Source organism: Pseudarthrobacter sp. L1SW (assembly GCF_020809045.1).
GTDB lineage: Bacteria > Actinomycetota > Actinomycetes > Actinomycetales > Micrococcaceae > Arthrobacter.
Map to the genome: position 1 here is coordinate 2096999 of NZ_CP078079.1, position 19658 is coordinate 2116656.

The 19658-nt window shown below is 65.8% G+C and carries 13 protein-coding genes; 6 read left to right on the top strand and 7 right to left on the bottom strand.

Going from position 1 to position 19658, the window contains the following annotated elements; translation table 11 throughout:
* Positions 1-11: 11 nt before the first annotated feature.
* The gene (locus tag KTR40_RS09620; RefSeq protein WP_228403499.1) at positions 12-575 is read left to right on the top strand and encodes a type II toxin-antitoxin system PemK/MazF family toxin; all 564 of its coding nucleotides are present in this window, start codon (positions 12-14) and stop codon (positions 573-575) included.
* 170 nt (positions 576-745) lie between these two features.
* Positions 746-1006, top strand: a complete 261-nt coding sequence (gene rpsT / locus KTR40_RS09625; RefSeq protein WP_011692086.1) for a 30S ribosomal protein S20 — start codon at positions 746-748, stop codon at positions 1004-1006.
* Positions 1007-1214: 208 nt separating this feature from the next.
* Here the strand turns inward: rpsT and holA are convergent, their stop codons facing one another.
* The 5 genes from holA to leuS all read right to left on the bottom strand — a co-directional run bounded on the left by holA (position 1215) and on the right by leuS (position 9002).
* On the bottom strand, positions 1215-2231 hold the full coding sequence (holA, locus tag KTR40_RS09630) for a DNA polymerase III subunit delta (protein ID WP_228403500.1): 1017 nt from the start codon (positions 2229-2231) through the stop codon (positions 1215-1217).
* The gene (locus KTR40_RS09635; protein WP_228403501.1) at positions 2165-4330 is read right to left on the bottom strand and encodes a ComEC/Rec2 family competence protein; all 2166 of its coding nucleotides are present in this window, start codon (positions 4328-4330) and stop codon (positions 2165-2167) included. Before KTR40_RS09635 ends, holA begins: the two co-directional genes overlap by 67 nt.
* A 112-nt stretch (positions 4331-4442) precedes the next feature.
* A complete protein-coding gene (locus KTR40_RS09640) occupies positions 4443-5354 on the bottom strand; it encodes a ComEA family DNA-binding protein (protein WP_139029246.1) in 912 nt (303 codons plus the stop codon).
* 49 nt (positions 5355-5403) lie between these two features.
* Entirely contained in the window at positions 5404-6417 is a 1014-nt protein-coding gene (locus tag KTR40_RS09645; protein ID WP_139029247.1) for a DegV family protein, read from the bottom strand.
* Positions 6418-6473: 56 nt separating this feature from the next.
* The gene (leuS, locus tag KTR40_RS09650) at positions 6474-9002 is read right to left on the bottom strand and encodes a leucine--tRNA ligase (RefSeq protein ID WP_139029248.1); all 2529 of its coding nucleotides are present in this window, start codon (positions 9000-9002) and stop codon (positions 6474-6476) included.
* A 570-nt stretch (positions 9003-9572) separates the two neighbouring features.
* Here leuS and KTR40_RS09655 point away from each other — a divergent pair.
* The 4 genes from KTR40_RS09655 to KTR40_RS09670 are packed head-to-tail and all read left to right on the top strand — an operon-like array spanning position 9573 to position 17241.
* Positions 9573-12719, top strand: a complete 3147-nt coding sequence (locus tag KTR40_RS09655) for an efflux RND transporter permease subunit (RefSeq protein WP_228403502.1) — start codon at positions 9573-9575, stop codon at positions 12717-12719.
* Positions 12716-13171 (top strand): hypothetical protein, encoded by a 456-nt coding sequence (locus KTR40_RS09660; protein ID WP_139029250.1) that lies wholly within the window; start codon positions 12716-12718, stop codon positions 13169-13171. Before KTR40_RS09655 ends, KTR40_RS09660 begins: the two co-directional genes overlap by 4 nt.
* Position 13172: 1 nt before the next feature.
* Positions 13173-16313 (top strand): efflux RND transporter permease subunit, encoded by a 3141-nt coding sequence (locus KTR40_RS09665; RefSeq protein ID WP_139029251.1) that lies wholly within the window; start codon positions 13173-13175, stop codon positions 16311-16313.
* A 31-nt stretch (positions 16314-16344) separates the two neighbouring features.
* Complete coding sequence (locus KTR40_RS09670) at positions 16345-17241, top strand: hypothetical protein (protein ID WP_228403503.1); 897 nt, start codon at positions 16345-16347, stop codon at positions 17239-17241.
* A 106-nt stretch (positions 17242-17347) separates the two neighbouring features.
* Here KTR40_RS09670 and glpK read toward each other — a convergent pair whose 3' ends face one another.
* Together glpK and KTR40_RS09680 are read right to left on the bottom strand one after the other, a co-directional pair.
* Complete coding sequence (glpK, locus tag KTR40_RS09675) at positions 17348-18862, bottom strand: glycerol kinase GlpK (RefSeq protein WP_139029253.1); 1515 nt, start codon at positions 18860-18862, stop codon at positions 17348-17350.
* Positions 18863-18906: 44 nt separating this feature from the next.
* Positions 18907-19656 (bottom strand): MIP/aquaporin family protein, encoded by a 750-nt coding sequence (locus KTR40_RS09680; RefSeq protein ID WP_139029254.1) that lies wholly within the window; start codon positions 19654-19656, stop codon positions 18907-18909.
* Positions 19657-19658: the final 2 nt, after the last annotated feature.

Sequence of the window (19658 nt, forward strand, 5' to 3'; positions counted from 1 at the left end):
AGGGTTGCTGGATGGTTCTCAATCTCCGATCACTGCAGGATGCCGTCCAGGCAGGCCTCCGGGCACTCACAAAAGCAGCCAGGACTTCCGCCGCACCGGACAGGGTTTCCTCCCCCGGCCCGACGGCACCGGCATCCGGCAACAGCCGCCGCCCTGCCTCCGTCCGCGACGGCGACGGGTACCCAGGTGACTTCCAGGGCCAGTTCAGCGCCCACTACGCGCCCAAGCCGGACGGTGAACCGGATCCGGGCGAGGTGGTGTGGGCGTGGGTGCCCTACGAAGAGGACCACAGCCGGGGCAAGGACCGCCCCGTACTTTTGGTGGGCCGCAGCGGCCGATACCTGCTCGGGGTAATGCTGACCAGCAAGGACCGTGTTCCCGAAGCGGCAACGTCGCAGGACTATGTTGACCTGGGCGCCGGCGCCTGGGACAGGCAGGGCCGGGCCAGCGAGGCCCGGCTGGACCGGATCGTACAGCTTCGGCCGGAGGGCATCCGGCGGGAAGGTGCAGTCCTGGACCGTGCGCGGTTCGAAAACGTGGCGGACGGGCTGCGCAGGCGACACGGCTGGACGTAAGGACGGAAAATGGCCAGCCCTGCCGCTGACCTGCTATTCTTTATAGCTGTGTGTCCGTGCAGGTCGACGGCCACTGATGGTTGGCCGCCATAGGTATCCCCACGCCGCTCAGTCAATGGCCAACCTGAAAGCCCTCTAGACCATTTCCGCATTAAAAAGAGAGTTCACACGTGGCGAATATCAAGTCCCAGAAGAAGCGCATCCTCACCAACGAGAAGGCACGCCTGCGCAACAACGCAGTCAAGTCAGAGCTGAAGACGGCCATCCGCGCCGTCAACACCGCCGTTGAGTCCACGGACAAGGATGCAGCTGCTGCTGCCCTGGTTGCTGCCAGCCGCAAGCTGGACAAGGCTGTTAGCAAGGGTGTCCTGCACAAGAACAACGCAGCAAACCGCAAGTCGGCGATCTCCAAGAAGGTCAACGCACTGTAAGGTTTCCAGTTCCACCGAACTGATGGTCGTGGCCGGTCCCCTCGGGGGCCGGCCACACATCTTTAAGCTGCGGATTCAAGCGGAAGGGTTCCTGCCGGTCCAAGGCTTGTGCGCGGATCCGAGCCTTGCAGGTTCTGAGGCGCCTACAAGTTTAGGTCCTGCGCGGCCCGGAGTCTGTGGAAGGTCCCGTAGGACTGGGGGACAACACTCAGCGGCCCCGGACTGACATGGCGATCACCGTGACGGCATGCTCCACCGCATACACGGGGTCCCGGGAAAGCCCTTTGACCTGCGCGTCCGCCTCGGCCGTTGCCTGGATGGACCGGACCAGGCCATCCGGGGTCCACCGGCGGACGTCCCGCTGCGCCTGCTCCACGAGCCAGGGCTGCATGCCGAGCTCCGCCGCGATCTGGGCAGAGGAGCCGGATGCACCGGCAACGCGGGCCACGGTACGGAGCTTTGCGGCCAGTGCGGCAACAAGGGGAACGGGGTCTGCTCCCGTGGCCAGGGCATGGCGGAGCGTGGACAGGGCCAAGGGAGCGTTGCCTGCCATTGCCGCGTCCGCCACCTTGAACGCCGTCGCTTCAATACGGCCCCCGTAGTAGCGGTCTACAATCTCCGCAGTCACGGTGGTCCCTGCATCGGCGATGAGCTGGCTGCACGCCGCCGCAAGCTCCGAAAGATTCGCGCCGACGGCGTTCACCAGTGCCTGCACGGCGTCCTGCTCGATACGGCGGCCGCCGGCCTTGAACTCGGCCGCTACGAACGCAGTCTTGTCTGAGTCTTTTTTGAGGGGCTGGCAGTCCACCACGGGCCAGCCGCCCTTCTTGACCGCGTCCAGGAGTTTTTTCCCCCGGACTCCGCCGCCGTGCCGGAGGACCAGGACGACATCCGCTTCCGGATGGTCCAGGTATGCGAGGCAGTCCGCCAGGAAGGCGTCGTTCATGGCCTCGACGGATTCCACTTCAATGAGCTTGCTTTCGCCGAAGAGGGACGGGCTGACCTGCATCAGCAGGGTGCCCGCCTCGTAGGCCGCAGCATTGATCCGGCTTACCTCGACGTCCGGGGCCGAGGCCCGGACCTGGGCACGGACGTGGTCCATGGCCCTGATGCCCAGGTACTCCTCCGGGCCGCTGACCAGCACCACCGCTGCCGGCGCTACATCCCGCCAGGAGGCTGAATTCGCTGCCGGGGAACGGGTTGCTCGCTTCTGCGCAGCGGCCATCGTGGGTTCCTTCCGGAAAGTCTTGTGGAGTATTCCAGCCTGCCACGTCCGGCCGTCCGCTCCAAGCTGGCCTCGGACAGTGGCACCCGGGGCCGTCCCGGCTCAGGCACGGACCTGCAGCCAATGCGGCGCAGGGTCCCGGCTTGTCGCGTTTCCAGGACTTCGATCAGGGCAACAGTTTGCCGATGCAAAGCAAGGATCAAGTGGCCGAGCCGGCGGGGACGGCAGGCCACCCACACCGTCCCGAAGGTCAGGACAGACAGCAGGAGCATGGTGGACAGCCCTGCAATGCCTTCCGGCCACGGCAGCGATGCACCCGGAAGTTGTGCAGTGAACCTTGCCGTAGCTGCAACGCCGGCGCTGAAGGTGCCTGCCACGGCGATCAGGGCTGTGGCGGCCCAGGGCGCCGGAATCACCAGGGGCACGGCTGCCGTCCCCAGGAGTGTCACCGGGGCCACCAGGGGTGACGCAATAACATTTGCCAGCAGCGAGTACGTTGAGAACTGGGGCTGCAGCATGACCAGGACGGGCCCGCACATCAACTGCGCGGACAACGGGACGGCCGCCGCGGCGGCCACCCAGCGCGGAATGACTGCCGGCGTCCAGTCGATGACGCGGCGTCCAAGGACAATGATCCCCAAGGTGGCCAGGACGGACAGGAGGAACCCGAAACTCGACCCCAGCCCAGGGTCGATCAGCAGCAGCCCGATCACGGCAAGGCACAGGAAGCTCAGCCCGCGCCCGGATCGCCCGCCAGCCAGCGAGATCACGCCAACAGCCCCCATCAGCGCCGCCCGCAGGACGCTTGCATCGGGACCCACGAGCACCACGAACAGGCCCAGCCCAGCGCCGGCGAGCACAGCAGCGGGCACGCGCGGAAGGCGCAGGCTCCGGCAGGCCAACAGCAAGGCGCCGAGGACAAGGCTGCAGTTGGCCCCGCTGACGGCTGTCAGGTGCGTCATGCCGACGCTTCTCATGGCGTTGTCCAGGCCCTCATCCAGCTTGCTGGTGTCTCCCGTGACCATGCCGGGAAGCAGGCCCGCCGGATCGGGGGCCAGGAAGGAGGCTGCCGCCACAAACCGTTCCCGCAGTATCTTGGCCGATCCCTGCAGCAGGGGAGGTGCGTTAGGCCGCCCGGGGGCGGAGGAAGCAGTGAGGATCCCGGCTTCGTTCCGGCCTGGATCAGGCGGGCGAAACTTTCCGGCAGTGCGGACCAGCTGGCCCGGTACAAGGTTGGCCCACGCCTGGCCGCCCATGACCACTACCTGGGCACGGGTCCGGAGGATGGCTCCCCCGGTGCTGATCTCCTGCGTCCAGACGGGTACGGACCACCGTTCCGGCGGTCCTGCCTGCCCGGGTGCCGACAGCGCGCGAGGCGTCCCCGCCACTTCGACCACGGCCACCACCGACTTTCCGGCCGCGATCGCTTCCGCCAGTGGACCCTCGGACCTCTGGGTGGCTGCCACAGCCGAATGCGAGGCCGCGGCGGCAGCGAGGAAGAGCGCTGCCGCACTGGTGGCCAGGAAGCTCCGCTGAACAGGAGTACCTCCGGCTCCCGCCGCCCGTCTTCCCCATACCCCTGCTCCCGCCGCCCGTCGTCCTGCAGGGCGGGCCTCCCCTGCCACAGTTTCCCCTGGCCTGCGCCGGCGGAAGCCCGCCAAGGAGGCCCTGGCTGCCCTGGATAACAGGAGCAGTCCAAGGACCACCGCTGCGCAGCACAGGATTCCCAGAGGCAGCGGCGTCAGCCAGAGTCCAGCGATTGACGCGGCCCACACTGCTGCCGCCGGCAGGGTGAGGCGAATGTCGGTGCGGCGGCGCGGGGCCTCACCGGAAGTGCCGGTGGTTGTCCCTTGACCGTCCTTCACCGCCCGCTGCCAGGCCGCCTCCCGGATCAGGCTCCAGCGCCCCAGGACACGGTGCCCGGACGGCGACGCAAGGGCCAGCGTCCGCCGCCGGCCAGGAACATTTTCGGAGCGGACTGCCGGAATGTCAGGGGCCTCCTGAAACCCCGCGCCTGCTTCAGGGCTGCCCCCCGGACCGGATGGTGTGGACGGGCCACGGACCGCGGACTCCACATAGCGGCTCCAAGGACTCGTCACGGACGACTTCCTTCCACTACCCATCGGGAGCGCTGGCCATCAGCAGCACCTGAGGACCGCAGCTCACACGTGCGTCCAGATCGTAGGGGCCTTCCCGCACCGGCGGGCCTTCTCACACGGTCACCAGCGGCAGGAGCGCTTCAAGCATCTTGGGTCCCACGCCGTCCACGGCATCCAGCTCTTCGACGTTCTTGAAAGCCCCATGCTCTTTGCGCCAGTCCACGATGCGCTGGGCAAGCACGGGGCCCACTTTCGGCAAGGCATCCAGCTCCTCCACGCCCGCGGTGTTGAGGTTGATTTTTCCGTCCGCCGATGTTCCGGTTCCGCCACCCACGCCGCCACCGCCGTCCTGGCCCGCGCCCTCCTGTTCGGAGGCAGGGCCCTCTTCGCCTTCCCGCGGAACGTGGATTTTCTGGCCGTCCTCCACCGCGAGGGCCAGGTTGAGGCGGTTCAGGTCGGCCCCGGGTATCCCTCCTCCGGCAGCTGCGATGGCCTCGTGGACCCGGCTGCCTGTGGGCAGCTGCACCACGCCCGGCCTTGCCACCGCACCGGCCACATGGACCACCACCGATCCGGTGGAATCCCTTCCGTTGGCGTGCCTGGCAGGTTCAGTGGCACCTCCTGCCGCCTGGTCCCCTGCGGGGGCGCTTTCGTCCACCAGGCTGCCGGTGCTGATGCCGCTGAGCGGCAGGATCTCCGGACGGCCTGATGCGGCCTGCCACCAAAACCATGCACCGGCTGCAACGGAAAGGACGCCCAGCAGCACGGCGAGGCGCTGCCCCACCCGCCAGCGGAGCACGGGCCCCACCGCTGAGGGGGCAGGATCCCTGTCCGGCGCGGAGCCAGCGGATGGGGAATGCGGGGAGGCGCCCGGCGGGTCCCCTGCCGGTCCCCGGTACTCGAAGGGTGCCTCCCCGCTGCCGTCCAGGAGCAGGCCGGCGGGAGCGTCCCCGAGGGCGGCCTGCAGGCGTTTCCTGGCATGGCGCGCCGAACCACCTGCTTCTCCAGCGTCCCGGCGTGCCATAGCTTCACGCTAGGGATACGTCCGGGCGCGGCAACAGTGCTGGTACCCGTTATGTGGAAAGGCCCGCGGAAGGGGTTCCCGTTTCCGCCAGCTCCTCCCCAACGATCACGGCCAGGACTCCCAGCCCGGCATGGGCTGCGAGGACGGCGGGAAGGGAGCTGGTCTGGGCCCGCGGGCACCCGGGCAAGGCCAAGGCCAGCCGTGCGGCCAGGTTTTTCGCTTCTTCGGGGTTGCCAAAGTGGTGGACGGCGAGGTGGACGGCCGACGCCGGCCGGCCAGCAGCATCGGCGGCAACGATCTCCTCCAGGCGCGCAACGGCCCTGGCAGCAGAGCGCACCTTCTCAAGCGGCACAATCCTGCCGCCATCCACGGCGAGGATCGGCTTGATGGCCAGCATCGTCCCCAGCAGCGAGGCGGCGGCACCGATCCGGCCCCCGCGGCGCAGCTGCTCCAGGCTGGGAACATAGAAATAGACCTTCGTCCGTCCTGCCTGTTCGGCCGCGGCAGCGGCAACGGCTGCAGCGCCACCGCCGTCGGCCGCTGCCCTCACGGCCGCCTGGACGGCCATGCCCAAAGCCATGCCAACGGTCCGGGAGTCCACAACTTCCACCGGAATGTCCACCCTGTCCGCGGCCAGCCGGGCCGCGTCCACCGTGCCGGACAGGTCCCCGGAGATATGGACGGAGACCACCGCTTCGAAGCCCTTCTGCCGTGCAGCGCGGTAAGCCTGCTCGAATTGGCCCGGCGAGGGCCGGGATGTCTTCACGGAGGTTCCGCTGGCCAGGGCAAGGGCGATTGTTTCGGAGATGTCGTCTTCGCCCTCGCCGTAGATCTCCTCCCCCACCATTACGGGCATGGGGATGACGGTCAGGACGCCGTCGCCCGTGAGCGCGGCCACCCATTCCGGCGGCAAGGCAGCGGCGGAATCAGTGACCACGGCAGTGCGCACGACGGCGGCCTGCCGGGTTCCAGCACCATCCCGCCGGACAGCGTCCTGCCTGGCGCGCATCGCCGCGAGGCGTCCGCGGATCCACGGCCAGGCGGCGGCGTCACGGTCGGGCAAGGGGGCCTCCTGGGGTCACGGCAGGCCGCCGGAGCTGTTCCGGCGGCCTGGTCCGGCTAGGCCGGGACGATGTTGACCAGTTTAGGGGCGCGGACAATCACCGTGCGGATGCCGCGGCCATCCAGTGCACGCTGGACGTTTTCCGATGCAAGCGCCAGCTCGCGCAGCTGGTCCTCGGAGACGTCCGGGGAGACCTCGAGCCTGTCCCGGACCTTGCCCTGGACCTGCACAACGGCGGTGACGGTGTCCTGGACCAGCAGGGAGGCATCATGGGCCGGCCAGCCCGCATTCGCGACGGAGGCCGGGTGTCCCAGGACGTTCCACATGTCCTCCGCGGTGTAAGGCGCGAAGAGGCTGAGGATCACCGCGACGGCCTCCGCAGCCTCACGGACGGCAGGATCCGCGCCGCCGGCGCCGGAGTCGATGGCCTTGCGCGTGGCGTTCACCAGCTCCATCAGCTTGGCCACCACCACGTTGAACTTGTTGGCGTCCAGCAGTTGGGCAGCGTCGGCGATGGTCCGGTGCGTGACGGAGCGCAGGGTGCGGTCGCCCGTGGTGACGTCGGCGCCGGGTTCGCTCGCCACGTCCTGGGCCAAGCGCCAGGCGCGGGCCAGGAACTTGGCGGAACCGGACGGCGAGACGTCGGCCCAGTCCACGTCGTCCTCAGGCGGGGAGGCAAAAATCATTGTGAGGCGGACCGCGTCCACCCCATACTTGTCCAGCTGCTCGCCCAGGTCCACGCCATTGCCCAGGGACTTGCTCATGGCCTTGCCGCCGTTGAGCACCTGGCCCTGGTTCAGCAGTGCGGTGAAGGGCTCGTTGGCTTCAATCAGGCCCAGGTCATTGATGACCTTGGTGAAGAACCGGGCGTACAGCAGGTGCAGGATGGCGTGCTCCACGCCGCCCACGTACTGGCCCACAGGCATCCAGTCGTTGACCTTCTCCGGGTCGAACGGGCCCTCGGTGTAGTGCGGGGAGACAAAGCGGAGGAAGTACCAGGACGAGTCCACGAAGGTGTCCATGGTGTCGGTATCGCGCTTGGCCGGGCCATGGCAGGACGGGCACTCGACGTTGACCCAGGCCTCGGCCGCGGCCAGGGGCGAGGTGCCCTTCGGCGACAGGTCCTCGCCGCGCAGGTCGGAGGGAAGCGTGACGGGCAGCTGCTCGTCGGGAACCGGGACCTCGCCGCAGGACGGGCAGTGGATGATGGGGATGGGCGTGCCCCAGAACCGCTGGCGGCTCAGCAGCCAGTCCCGCAGCCGGAAGTTCACGAACTTTTCGCCCGTGCCCTGCTTCTCCAGCATGGCGATCGCGGCAGGGATGGCTTCGGACTTGGGCAGGCCGTCGAGGTTGCCCGAGTTGATCAGGGTGCCCTCTCCCGCCGTTGCGGTGCCGGACACGGCCGGGTCTTCCTCACCGGTGTCCAGCACTGCCCGAACGGGCAACTCGAACTTCCTGGCGAAATCCAGGTCCCGCTGGTCGTGCGCGGGCACGGCCATGATGGCACCGGTGCCGTAGTCGGCCAGGACGTAGTCAGCGGCCCAGACCGGCAGCTTCTCCCCGTTCAGGGGATTGATGGCGTACCGACCGGTGAAGACACCGGTCTTTTCCCGTTCCGTGGACTGGCGCTCGATTTCGGACAGCGCCTTGACCTGTTCACGGTACTCGTCCAGCGCAGCGGCGTGCTCGTCCGTGACGAGTTCGACGGCGAGCGGCGCGTCTGCTGCCACCACAAAGAACGTTGCGCCGTACAGGGTGTCCGGGCGGGTGGTGAAGACCGTCACCTCCTTGGCGGGCCTGCCGCCGTCGGCCTCGATCACGAAGTTGACGTGGGCACCCTCCGAGCGGCCGATCCAGTTCTTCTGCATGGCCAGCACGCGCTCGGGCCAGTGCCCGCGGAGCTGCTCCATGTCATCGAGCAGGCGGTCGGCGTACTCGGTGATCTTGAAGTACCACTGGTTGAGGGACTTCTTGGTGACCGTGGTGCCGCAGCGCTCGCAGGCGCCGTTGACTACCTGCTCGTTGGCCAGCACGGTCTGGTCCTTGGGGCACCAGTTGACCGGCGAGTCCTTGCGGTAGGCCAGCCCGCGCTCGTAGAAGCGCTTGAACAGCCACTGGGTCCAGCGGTAGTACTCGGGGTCCGAGGTATGGAGCCGTCGGGACCAGTCGGCCGAGATGGCGTAGCGCTTAAAGGATGCAGCCTGGGTGTCGATGTTGGCGTAGGTCCACTCGCTGGGGTGGGCATTGCGCTTGATGGCAGCGTTCTCCGCCGGCAGGCCAAACGAGTCCCAGCCGATCGGGTGGAGGACGTCGAAGCCCTTCTGGCGGAAGTAGCGGGCCACCACGTCACCCATGGCGAATGCTTCCGCGTGGCCCATGTGGAGGTCCCCCGAAGGGTACGGGAACATGTCCAGTACGTAGCGCCGTTCCCGGGACCCGTCGTCGACAGGGGTGAAGACCTTAAGGTCTTCCCATACCTGCGGCCACTTGGCCTCCATCGCCGTGAAGCTGTAGGTGCCCTCCTCGGGCACTTCCGCTGACACTGCTGCTGTTGTTCCGGTCTCTGTCTCCGGCTGAACGCCCACTGCTGCCCTCTTCTGTTCTGTTACGGCATCTGTGCTGCCATAACGGCCTGATCCTCCTGCTGCCACCGGAATGCTCCCGGACACACAAAAGCCCCTCACCATGGAGGGGCTGCCGCACGCTATCCGTTGTTCCGGATACCGGGCGGCTGGCTAAGCAGGAGGATCGCACGCATGAGACCACTTTAGCGCACCCGGGAAGGAACACCGCCGGACCTTTGCCGGGAAGGACGGCCTCCGCGGGAACCCGGTCGGCAACGGGTTCCCCCTACTGCAACGGGTGCCGGGATTACCTGTCCCCCTACTGGCCCCATCGGTAAAACTACGTGCCCTCCCCTACCCCCTACCGCCGCGAAATTGAGTGCCTTTCCCCTCTTGCCAATAACGTCAGGGCAGGTGCATTGTAATGTTCAAGTCTGTGGGGAAACTGACTGGTCTCCGGCGTAGGAGCCTGAAATGTATTCTTGCCATTTACACCCGCAGCAACGTAGCCGCGGGCTGCACCCCTCGTTCTACCCCAGCCGAGAAACCAACGGGTGACGAACCATGTTTGGCTGGGTTACCCGGTTCAGCATGCAGTTTCGGATCCTGGTTCTCGCGATCGCAGCGGGCCTCATCACTTTTGGCGTAGTGAATGTTCCACACATGGCTGTGGACACCATGCCGGAGTTCGCCCCCGCACAGGTCGAGATCCAGACCGAAGCCCTTGGGCTTTCCGCCGCTGAGGTCGAACAGCTCATCACCGCCCCTATGGAGGCGGACCTCCTCAACGGCGTGGCCTGGCTGGACGAGATACGCTCCAAGTCCGTTCCCGGGCTCTCGTCCATCGAACTCGTCTTCGAGCCCGGAACGGACGTCCTGCGCGCCCGCCAGCTGGTGGCGGAAAGGATGACGCAGGCGCATGCGCTGCCCAACGTCTCCTCGCCGCCCCTGATCATGCAGCCGATGTCCTCCACCAGCCGCGTGATGATGATCAAGATGAACTCCACCGAGCTCTCCGGCATTGACATGTCGGTCCTGGCCCGGTGGAAGATCAAGCCGCGCCTGATCGGCATTCCGGGCGTCGCGAACGTATCCATCTGGGGCCAGCGCGAACAGCAGCTCCAGGTTGAAGTTACTCCCACGCAGCTCCGCGACAAGGGCATAACCCTTGAACAGCTGGTCAAGACCACCGGTAACGCCGTATGGGTATCGCCGTTGAGCTTCCTGGAGGCATCCACACCGGGGACCGGCGGTTTCGTGGAGTCGCCCAACCAGCGCCTTGGCATCCAGCACGTTCTCCCCATCCGCACCCCGGCCGACCTGGCCAAGGTGAGCGTAGAGGAAGCGGACCCACCGGTACTCCTGGGTGACATCGCCCAGGTCAAGGAGGACCACCAGCCACTGATCGGCGACGCCGTGACCGGCACCGGTGCAGGCCTGATGCTGGTGGTGGAGAAGTTCCCCGGCACCAGCGCCGTGGAGGTCACGCGCAACGTTGAAGCCGCCCTGAAGGACATGGAGCCGGGCCTCACCGGGATCCAGATCGACACGTCCGTCTTCCGGCCCGCAACAGGCGTCCAGGAGTCCGTAGAGAGCCTTGGCCTCGCACTGCTGATCAGCCTGCTGATCGCCGTAGCCCTGTTCTGGCTGTTCTTCCGCTCCTGGCGTGCGGCCCTGATTGCGCTCGTGGCCATCGCCACGACGGTCACGACGGCGGCAGTTGTGCTGTTTGCCCAGAACGCAACACTCAATATCGCCATCCTGCTCGGGGTGCTGCTCGGCACATCGGTGATCGTGGGCGACATCGTGGAGGACATCCAGGCCCACCGGCGACGTGCCGTGGGCGAGGACGCGACGCAACCTGGGACTTCCCCAAGATCGAGGATCAGCGTCATCGCCAAGGGTGTCCGCACCCCGCTGTTCCACGCATCGCTCATCATGCTGGTCGTCCTCGTTCCCACGCTCTTTGTGACCGGGGTCGGCGGCGCGTTCTTCACCCCGCTGTTCTGGTCGCTGGCGCTGGCGTTGGCCGCTGCACTGCTCGTCGGCCTGTCCGTGACGCCCGTGCTGGCGCACTTCCTGCTTCCATCCACGACGACAACCCACAAAGAGTTTGCTGCTGTCAACCGCGGGAAGGCGTACTACGAGCGCGCGGTAGGCGGAATCAACCCTCGTAAGGGCGTGGCCCTGGTGTCTGTTGCGGTGGTGGGCGTCCTTGGCATCGCTGCCGGCTCCCAGCTGACGCAAAACAGGCAACTCGTGCCCACGATGCCCGACCGCACCCTCTTGGTTCAGTGGGACACCATGGCCGGGACCTCCAACGATGAAGTCCAGCGGATTGCCGCGAAGGCCGCCGACGAGCTTCGGGCCCTTCCGGGGGTCTCCGGGGTCGGTGGGCATGTGGGGCGTGCCATCTCCGCAGACCAGGTGGTGGGCAACAGCTCTGCTGAGCTGTGGGTGTCCATCGACCGGGGGGCCAACTTCGGCGAGACCGAGCGGGCCGTGCGGGACGTGGTCCAGGGCTACCCTGGCATCGCACACAATGTGATGAATTACTCGCAGCAAACCATCGGTGACGTTCGCTCCAGCATGGAACCGGGCTTCGCGGTCCGGGTGTTTGGAACCGAAATGCCGGTGCTGCGCGAAAAAGCAGCGGAAATTCGCCAGGCCCTCCAGAAGATCGATGGGGTGAACAATCCGACCATTAACACCCCGGACATGGTCCCGATGGTGGAGGTCCAGGTCAACCTCGAAGCCGCCCAAAAGGCAGGCATCAAGCCCGGCGACGCAAGGCGCGCCGCTGCGACGCTGATGCAGGGCATCGTGGTTGGGAACCTCTTTGAACAGCAGAAGGTTTTCGAGGTGGTTCTGCGGGGAGCCGTTGGCGTCCGGGACGACCTGACGAGCATCCGTGAACTGCTTCTCGACACCCCCAACGGCGGCCACGTCCAACTGGGGCAGATCGCCGACGTGCGCATGGTCCCGAATGAAGTCGTCATCCAGCATGATGCCACGTCGCGGCGCATCGACATTGTCGCCGACATCAGCGGACGCCCGCTGGAAGACATCCAGCGGGACATCCGGGCAGCCATCCAGCAGATCGAGTTCCCGCTCGAGTACCACGCCGAGATCCCCACGAAATATGGCGAACTCCAGGCCGCGGATACCCTGGTGCACGGGCTCGGAGCTGCTGCGGCCCTGGCTGTGCTGCTCCTGCTCCAGACAGCGGTCAGGAGCTGGAAACTGGCGTTCGCCACCTTCCTGGCACTGCCTGCCGCAATGTCCGGAGCAGCGGTGGCGGCATGGTTGGGATCGGCGTCGCTGTCCTGGCTTTCGCTGACAGCGTTTGCTGCCGTCCTGGCCATCGCCGCACGCAACGCAGCCCTGTTGTCCGCACGCGTCGACGAAATCTGGCGCGAAACTGCCGGAGCGTCGCGCACGGACGTGGTCATGCAGGCAGCCCGGGACCGGGTATCACCAGTCCTGAAATCGGCCATCATCACGGTCCTCATCCTGATACCGCCAGCCTTCCTTGGCGGCACGGTGGGGCAGGCCCTGATAGTACCGATGCTGCTGATCATTGCCGGCGGCCTGGTGACCACCACGCTCGTGGGGCTCTTCATCCTCCCGCTGCTCACCCTCTGGTTCGGTCCCCGCACGGAGCCCGAAGAGTGGTCGGAAGTCTACGAATCAGAACAGCCAGTCATGTCAATGCCGGAAAAGGTGAAAGTATCATGACCAGTAAAAGCCTCCTTCGGCGCCTGCCAGTCGCAGCTGCTGTCTGCGCCGCCCTGTTGTCCTCCCTGCCCGCCTGTGCCCAAACCACGGCTCAGGCGGAGTCGGCAGCCGAGGCGCCGGCCAAGGTGGAGAAGAATGCCACCACGGGCATCGCACGCATAACGCTCAGCGAACGGGCCATTGACCGGCTCGAACTGCTCACGGACACCGTCAAGCCTGCCCCTGAGGGGGGAGGCATTGTCCTCCCTTATGCTGCCCTGCTTTACGACGCCCAGGGGAAGACGTGGGTCTATACGAACCCCGAGCCACGGGTGTTTGAGCGACAGGCCGTGACCGTGGCCAAAGTGGAGGCAGGCGTGGTCACGGCCAGCGCGGGCCCAGCGGTCGGGACCACAGTGGTGACCGTGGCCGCCGCCGAGTTGTTCGGCGCAGAGTTCGTTACGGGCAAGTGATATGCGCCGGATAGTCGCCGCCAGCCTACGCTTCAGATCCATCGTCATAGCGTTGGCGGCGGCCCTGATGATGGTTGGCGGCGCCCAGCTCAGCAGCGCCTCAGTGGATGTCTTCCCTGAATTCGCGCCGCCAAAAGTCGAGGTCCAGACAGCATGCCTTGGGCTGACGGCCGCCGAGGTTGAGGAGCTGGTATCGGTCCCCATGGAGGAGGCCTTCAACGGCATTGACGGTCTCGACCACATGCGGTCGAAATCAGTTCCGCAGCTGTCCTCGATCGTCATGGAGTTCGAGAACGGCACTGACCTGCTGACGGCACGCCAGCTGGTCTCCGAGCGGATGGCGACAGTTATTCCCACGCTGCCCACATGGGCGGCCCCGCCAGTGATGCTGCAGCCGCTCTCCTCCACCAGCCGGGTGATGAAGATCGGCCTGTCCTCCGACACCCGGTCCCTGATCGAGATGTCCATGATCTCCTACTGGAACATCAGGGCCCACCTGCTCCGCGTTCCGGGCGTGGCGAACGTGGCAATCTGGGGCGAACGCCTCCAGATGCTCCAGGTCCAGGCTGATCCGGCCAGGCTGGCTGCCCACAACGTCAGCCTGGAATCAGTGATGAGTTCAACGGCCAATGCGCTGGACGCCGGACTGCTCCAGTACTCCTCCGGTGCGGTGATCGGCACTGGCGGATCCCTGGACACGCCCAGCCAGTCCATCGGGATCCGGCACGTACAGCCCATCACCACCCCGGAGGACCTGGCCCAGGTGTCGCTGGAGGACCGGGAGGGGAAACCCCCACTGAAACTGGGCGACGTGGCAAACGTGGTGGAGGACCACCAGCAGCTTATTGGTGACGCCGTCATTAACGGCGGTCCCGGACTGATGCTGATCGTGGAGAAGCTGCCTTGGGGCAACACCCTTGAAGTCACGCGCGGCGTGGAAGAGGCAATGAAGCAGCTCGAACCCGGCTTGACCGGAATCGCCGTGGACACCACCATTTTCCGGCCGGCAACGTTCATTGAGGAATCCCTCAATAACCTCGGGGTTGCCCTCCTCCTTGGCTGCCTGCTCGTCATTATGGTGTTGAGCGTCTTCCTCTTCCAGTGGCGGACGGCGCTGGTCAGCGTGCTGGCCATCCCCTTGTCGCTGGTGGCGGCGGCCCTCGTCCTTTATTGGACGGGCGGCACAGTCAACACGATGGTGCTCGCGGGGCTGGTGATTGCGGTCGGGGTGGTGGTGGACGACGCCATTATCGACGTCGAAAATATCGTCAGGCGCCTGCGGCACCACCGGGCAACCGGCGGCTCCGAAAGCACCGCGAGAGTCGTGGTCAATGCGTCGCTGGAAGTCCGGGGCCCCATCGTTTACGCAACGCTGATCATCGTGGCCGCCACGGTTCCGATCTTCTTCCTTGACGGGCTCACGGGCGCGTTCTTCCGGCCGCTGGCCACCGCCTACACACTGGCGGTCTTCGCGTCCATGCTCGTGGCGCTGACCGTCACCCCCGCCTTGGCCTACATCTTCCTCCGGAATGCCAAGCTGGAGGACAGGGATCCGCCCGTGGTCAGGGTCCTGAAGCGCTGGTACAGCAAGGCGCTCAGGCCAATCGTGCGCCGGCCTGTTCCCGGTTACCTCTCCTTGGCCGCGTTGGGCGTGGTGGGCATAGTGGCGGCGCCGCTGCTGGGCCAGTCGCTGCTCCCGTCCTTCAAGGAGCGCGATTTCCTGATGCACTGGCTCACGCAGCCCGGCACGTCCAACGCCGAAGAGGTCCGCGTCAGCCAGCTGGCCTGCAAGGAACTCATGACCATCCAGGGCGTGAACAACTGCGGGTCCCACACGGGGCAGGCGTTCAACGCCGATGAGGTGGTGGGCGTCTACTTCGGTGAGAACTGGATCAGTGTAGACCCAGGCGTGGACTACGACGCCACGCTGAAATCCGTGGAGTCGGTGGTTGCAGGCTACCCAGGCATCCAGCGCGACGTGCAGACCTACCTCAAGGAACGCATCCGTGAGGTACTCACCGGAACCGGCTATGCCGTCGTCGTCCGTGTCTATGGCGACGACCTTTCAATACTTCGCCAGGAAGCCGACAAGATCAAAGAGATCCTCGGCGGCATTGACGGAGCCATCGGTGCCAAGGTTGCGCTTCAGGCCAACATTCCGCAGATCGACGTGGAAGTGAACCTGGAGGCAGCCAACCGCTACGGCCTGAAGCCGGGCGACGTCCGTCGCGCAGCGGCCACCATGGTGGCCGGCGAAGAAGTGGGCGACATCTACCGGGACGGTAAGGCCTACGACGTCCAGGTGTGGAGCCCGCCGGAGGTCCGGACGAGTGTCACCAGCATAGAGAACCTCGTGCTGGACACGCCGTCGGGGCAGAAGATCCGGCTGGCCGATGTAGCGGCGGTTTCGGTCAAGCCCACGCCCAACGTGATTGAGCGTTCCGAGGGATCGAGGCGCATTGATGTCAGCGCCAACGTCAAGGAAGGCGACCTGGCCAAGGTAGTGGAGAAGCTGCAGAACGGCATGGAATCAATCCAGTTCCCGGTCGGCTACAGCGCAGTTGTCCTGGGTGAATATGCCGAACGGCAGGCCGCATCCCAGCGCCTGCTGCTGTACTCCATCGTCGCGGTCATTGTGGTCTACCTTCTGCTGCAGGCTGCTTTCCGGAGTTGGCGGTTGGCCACCCTGGCCATCCTGACCCTGCCGGTGGCGCTCGTGGGCGGGATTATCGCGGCACACCTCAGCGGTGGAGTCCTGTCCTTGGGTTCCCTGGTCGGCTTCCTCACCCTCATGGGGATCGCGGCCCGCAACGGCATCCTGCTCATCAACCATTGCCAGCACCTTGAACAGTTCGAGGGCGTCCCCTTCGGACCGGAGCTGGTGCTCCGCGGGGCTGCAGAGCGGTTGTCGCCGATCCTGATGACCACGCTGGCCACCGCGCTGGCCCTGGTGCCGCTCGTGGTGATGGGAAACATCCCCGGCCACGAGATCGAGCATCCCATGGCAGTGGTGATCCTGGGCGGCCTGGTCACGTCAACGCTGGTCAACCTGTTCATCGTCCCCTCGCTGTACCTGCGTTTCGCCAAGAATGGCCGCGGACGGCGCAGGACCACCGAACTGCAACCGGCCCCTGCGGTGTAATCCGTTTCCAACCAGCATGAAAGGCACTGAGATGACGCTTCTGGCACGCCGGCTCACAGCATACGGGTCCGCGCTGCTGCTGGCCTTCGGGACGCTGACAGTGATGTCAGCACCATCAACGGCGGCAGCGCCGGCCGAAGAGCTCTGTGGTCCGGGGTCTGCGATCAATTTCGACCGGTCCGCTTTCCCGGAATCTCCGCGGATCGACAACAAGTGGTTCCCGCTCAAGCCGGGCATGCAGTACACCACACTGGGCACCGTGACCTCCGCTGACGGCGTCCACGAGCACAAGGTGGTCCACACGGTCACCGGACTGACGAAGGTGATCGACGGCGTCACCACCCGCGTGATGTGGGACCGTGACTATGCGGACGGCGAACTGGTCGAATCCGAACTCGCCTTCTTCGCGCAGACCCGCGGTGGGACTGTCTGGCTGTTCGGCGAATACCCGGAGGAATACGAAAACGGCGAGTTCGTGGGTGCCCCGAGCACCTTCATCAGCGGACTGGCCAAGGCGCAGGCGGGCATCGCCATGCCCGCGAGGCCCAAGACCGACACGCCGTCCTACGTCCAGGCATACGCACCCAAGGTCGATTTCCTCGACTGCGGGACGGTGTTCCAGAAAAACCAGGAAGTCTGCGTCCCCACCGGATGCTACGACGACGTCCTGGTGATCGACGAATACAACCCCCTGGAACCGCCTGAGGCCGGACACCAGCAGAAGTTCTATTCAGCCGGAACAGGGCTGATAAAAGTGACTGCCGTGGGAGGTGCGGACCAGGAGTTCATGGATCTGGTCAAAGTGCGGAGACTGAATGCCGAGCAGTTCGCGGCCGTCAACGAGCAGGCACTGGAACTGGACGAACGGGGCTATGAGGTCAGCCGGAGCGTCTACGCCAAGACGCCGCGGGCCGAACTCGACGACTGAGGTAAAGCACACGTCCCTCGCCGGTACATGAAGCGGGGATACAAAGAAGGAGGGCGGCACCCCTGCCGCCCTCCTTCTTTACTGTCCGGTCTCCGGTAACGGCGTCTTAGCGCACGTCCTCGTCAACCCAGTCCATGGACTTGGTGACGGCCTTCTTCCAGAGCCTCATCTGGCGGTCCTGCTCCGCCTGGTCCAGCTGCGGTTCCCAGCGCTTGTCCTCGGACCAGTTGGCCGAGCACTCCCCCAGGTCCTTCCAGAAACCTACCGCAAGCCCGGCCGCATAGGCCGCACCCAGGGCGGTGGTTTCCACGACCTTTGGCCGGATGACGGGGACGCCCAGGATGTCCGCCTGGAACTGCATCAGCGCGTCGTTGGCCACCATGCCGCCGTCGACTTTCAGCTCGGTCAGCGGAACGCCGGAGTCCGCATTGACGGCGTCCAGCACTTCCCGCGTCTGGAAGGCGGTGGCCTCCAGCGCGGCGCGGGCGATGTGGTTCCGGTTCACGAACCTGGTCAGCCCCACGATGGCGCCGCGGGCATCCGACCGCCAGTAGGGCGCGAAGAGGCCGGAGAAGGCCGGAACGATATACACGCCGCCGTTGTCCTTCACGGACGCCGCCAGCGTTTCCACCTCGGGTGCGCTGCTGATCATGCCCAGGTTGTCACGCAGCCACTGGATGAGCGAGCCGGTGACGGCGATGGAACCTTCCAGGGCGTAGTGCGGCGCCGCGTCGCCGAGCTTGTAGCCCACGGTGGTGAGCAGCCCGTTCTTGGAGTGGACGATCTCCTCACCGGTGTTGAAGATCAGGAAGCAGCCGGTGCCATACGTGTTCTTGGCCTCCCCCGCCTCGAAGGCCGCCTGGCCGAACGTGGCGGCCTGCTGGTCACCGAGGATGCCGGCTACGGGCACCTCGCGCAGGAGCTGGGAGGTGTGCACGGTGCCGTACACCTCCGAGGAGGACTTGATCTCTGGCATCATGGTCCGGGGAACACCAAAGATGCCAAGGATCTCGTCGTCCCACTGAAGGGTTTCCAGGTCCATGAACAGCGTGCGGGATGCGTTGGTGACATCCGTGACATGGGCTCCGCCGTCCACGCCGCCGGTCAGGTTCCACAGGACCCAGGAATCGGTGTTGCCGAACACCAGGTCACCGGCTTCGGCCCTGGCGCGGGCGCCGTCCACGTTATCGAGGATCCATTTGATCTTGGTCCCGGAGAAGTACGTGGCCAGCGGAAGGCCCACTTTTTGCTTGAAGCGGTCCGGCCCGCCGTCCCTGGCAAACTCGTCCACGATGTCCTGCGTGCGGGTGTCCTGCCAGACAATGGCGTTGTAGACGGCCTCACCGGTGGTCTTGTCCCACACGACGGCCGTCTCGCGCTGGTTGGTGATTCCGACGGCGGCAATGTCGTGCCTCGTCAGGTTCGCCTTCGAGAGGGCGGAAGCAATGACCTCACGGGTGTTGTTCCAGATTTCGGCAGGGTTGTGCTCCACCCAGCCGGCCTTCGGGAAGATCTGTTCGTGTTCCATCTGCCCGGAGGACACGATGCTCCCGCTGTGATCGAAGATGATGGCACGGGTGCTGGTGGTTCCCTGGTCGATGGCGATTACATACTGGTTCATGGTTGACGTCCTTGTCTGTAGTGGATTGGTGAGCAGTGGTGGGGTCAGGAGGCTGCGGTAACGATGATGGGGGCAACCCGGGCGACGAGGCCGCCCAGGGCGCCGCCGACCAGCGGGCCTACCACCGGAATCCAGGAGTAGCCCCAGTCACTCGAGCCCTTGCCCTTGATGGGCAGCAGGGCATGGGCAATGCGGGGACCGAGGTCGCGCGCGGGGTTGATGGCGTAACCGGTGGGGCCGCCCAGGGAGACGCCGATGCCGACGACGAGCAGCGCGACGGCCAGCGGGCCCAGCCCCGAGGGGGTCCCGCCCAAGGTGAGGATGACGAACACCAGGACAAAGGTGCCGATGATCTCAGTGGCCAGGTTCCAGGGGGTGGAGCGGATAGCCGGCCCGGTGGAGAAGACGCCGAGCTTGCTGGCAACTTCCTCTTCCGCGTCAAAGTGCTGCTTGTAGGCGAGCCAGCAGACCACCGCTCCAAGGAAGGCGCCGAGCATTTCGCCGCCGAAGTAGGTCAGGGTGGAGGCGACGTCGATCGGAACGTCAGGTGCATAGGGACGCTTGCCTTCGATCAGCAGACCCAGGGTCACGGCCGGATTCAGGTGCGCCCCGGACTTTGCGGCCACGAAGACGCCCGCGAAGACAGCGATGCCCCATCCCCAGGTGACCATCAGGAATCCGCCGCTGTTGCCCTTTGTCCCCCTCAGCGCAACGTTGGCGACGACGCCGCAACCCAGCAGGGTCAGCATCGCCGTTCCGAATACTTCGGAAAGGAAAACTATTCCAAGAGACATCT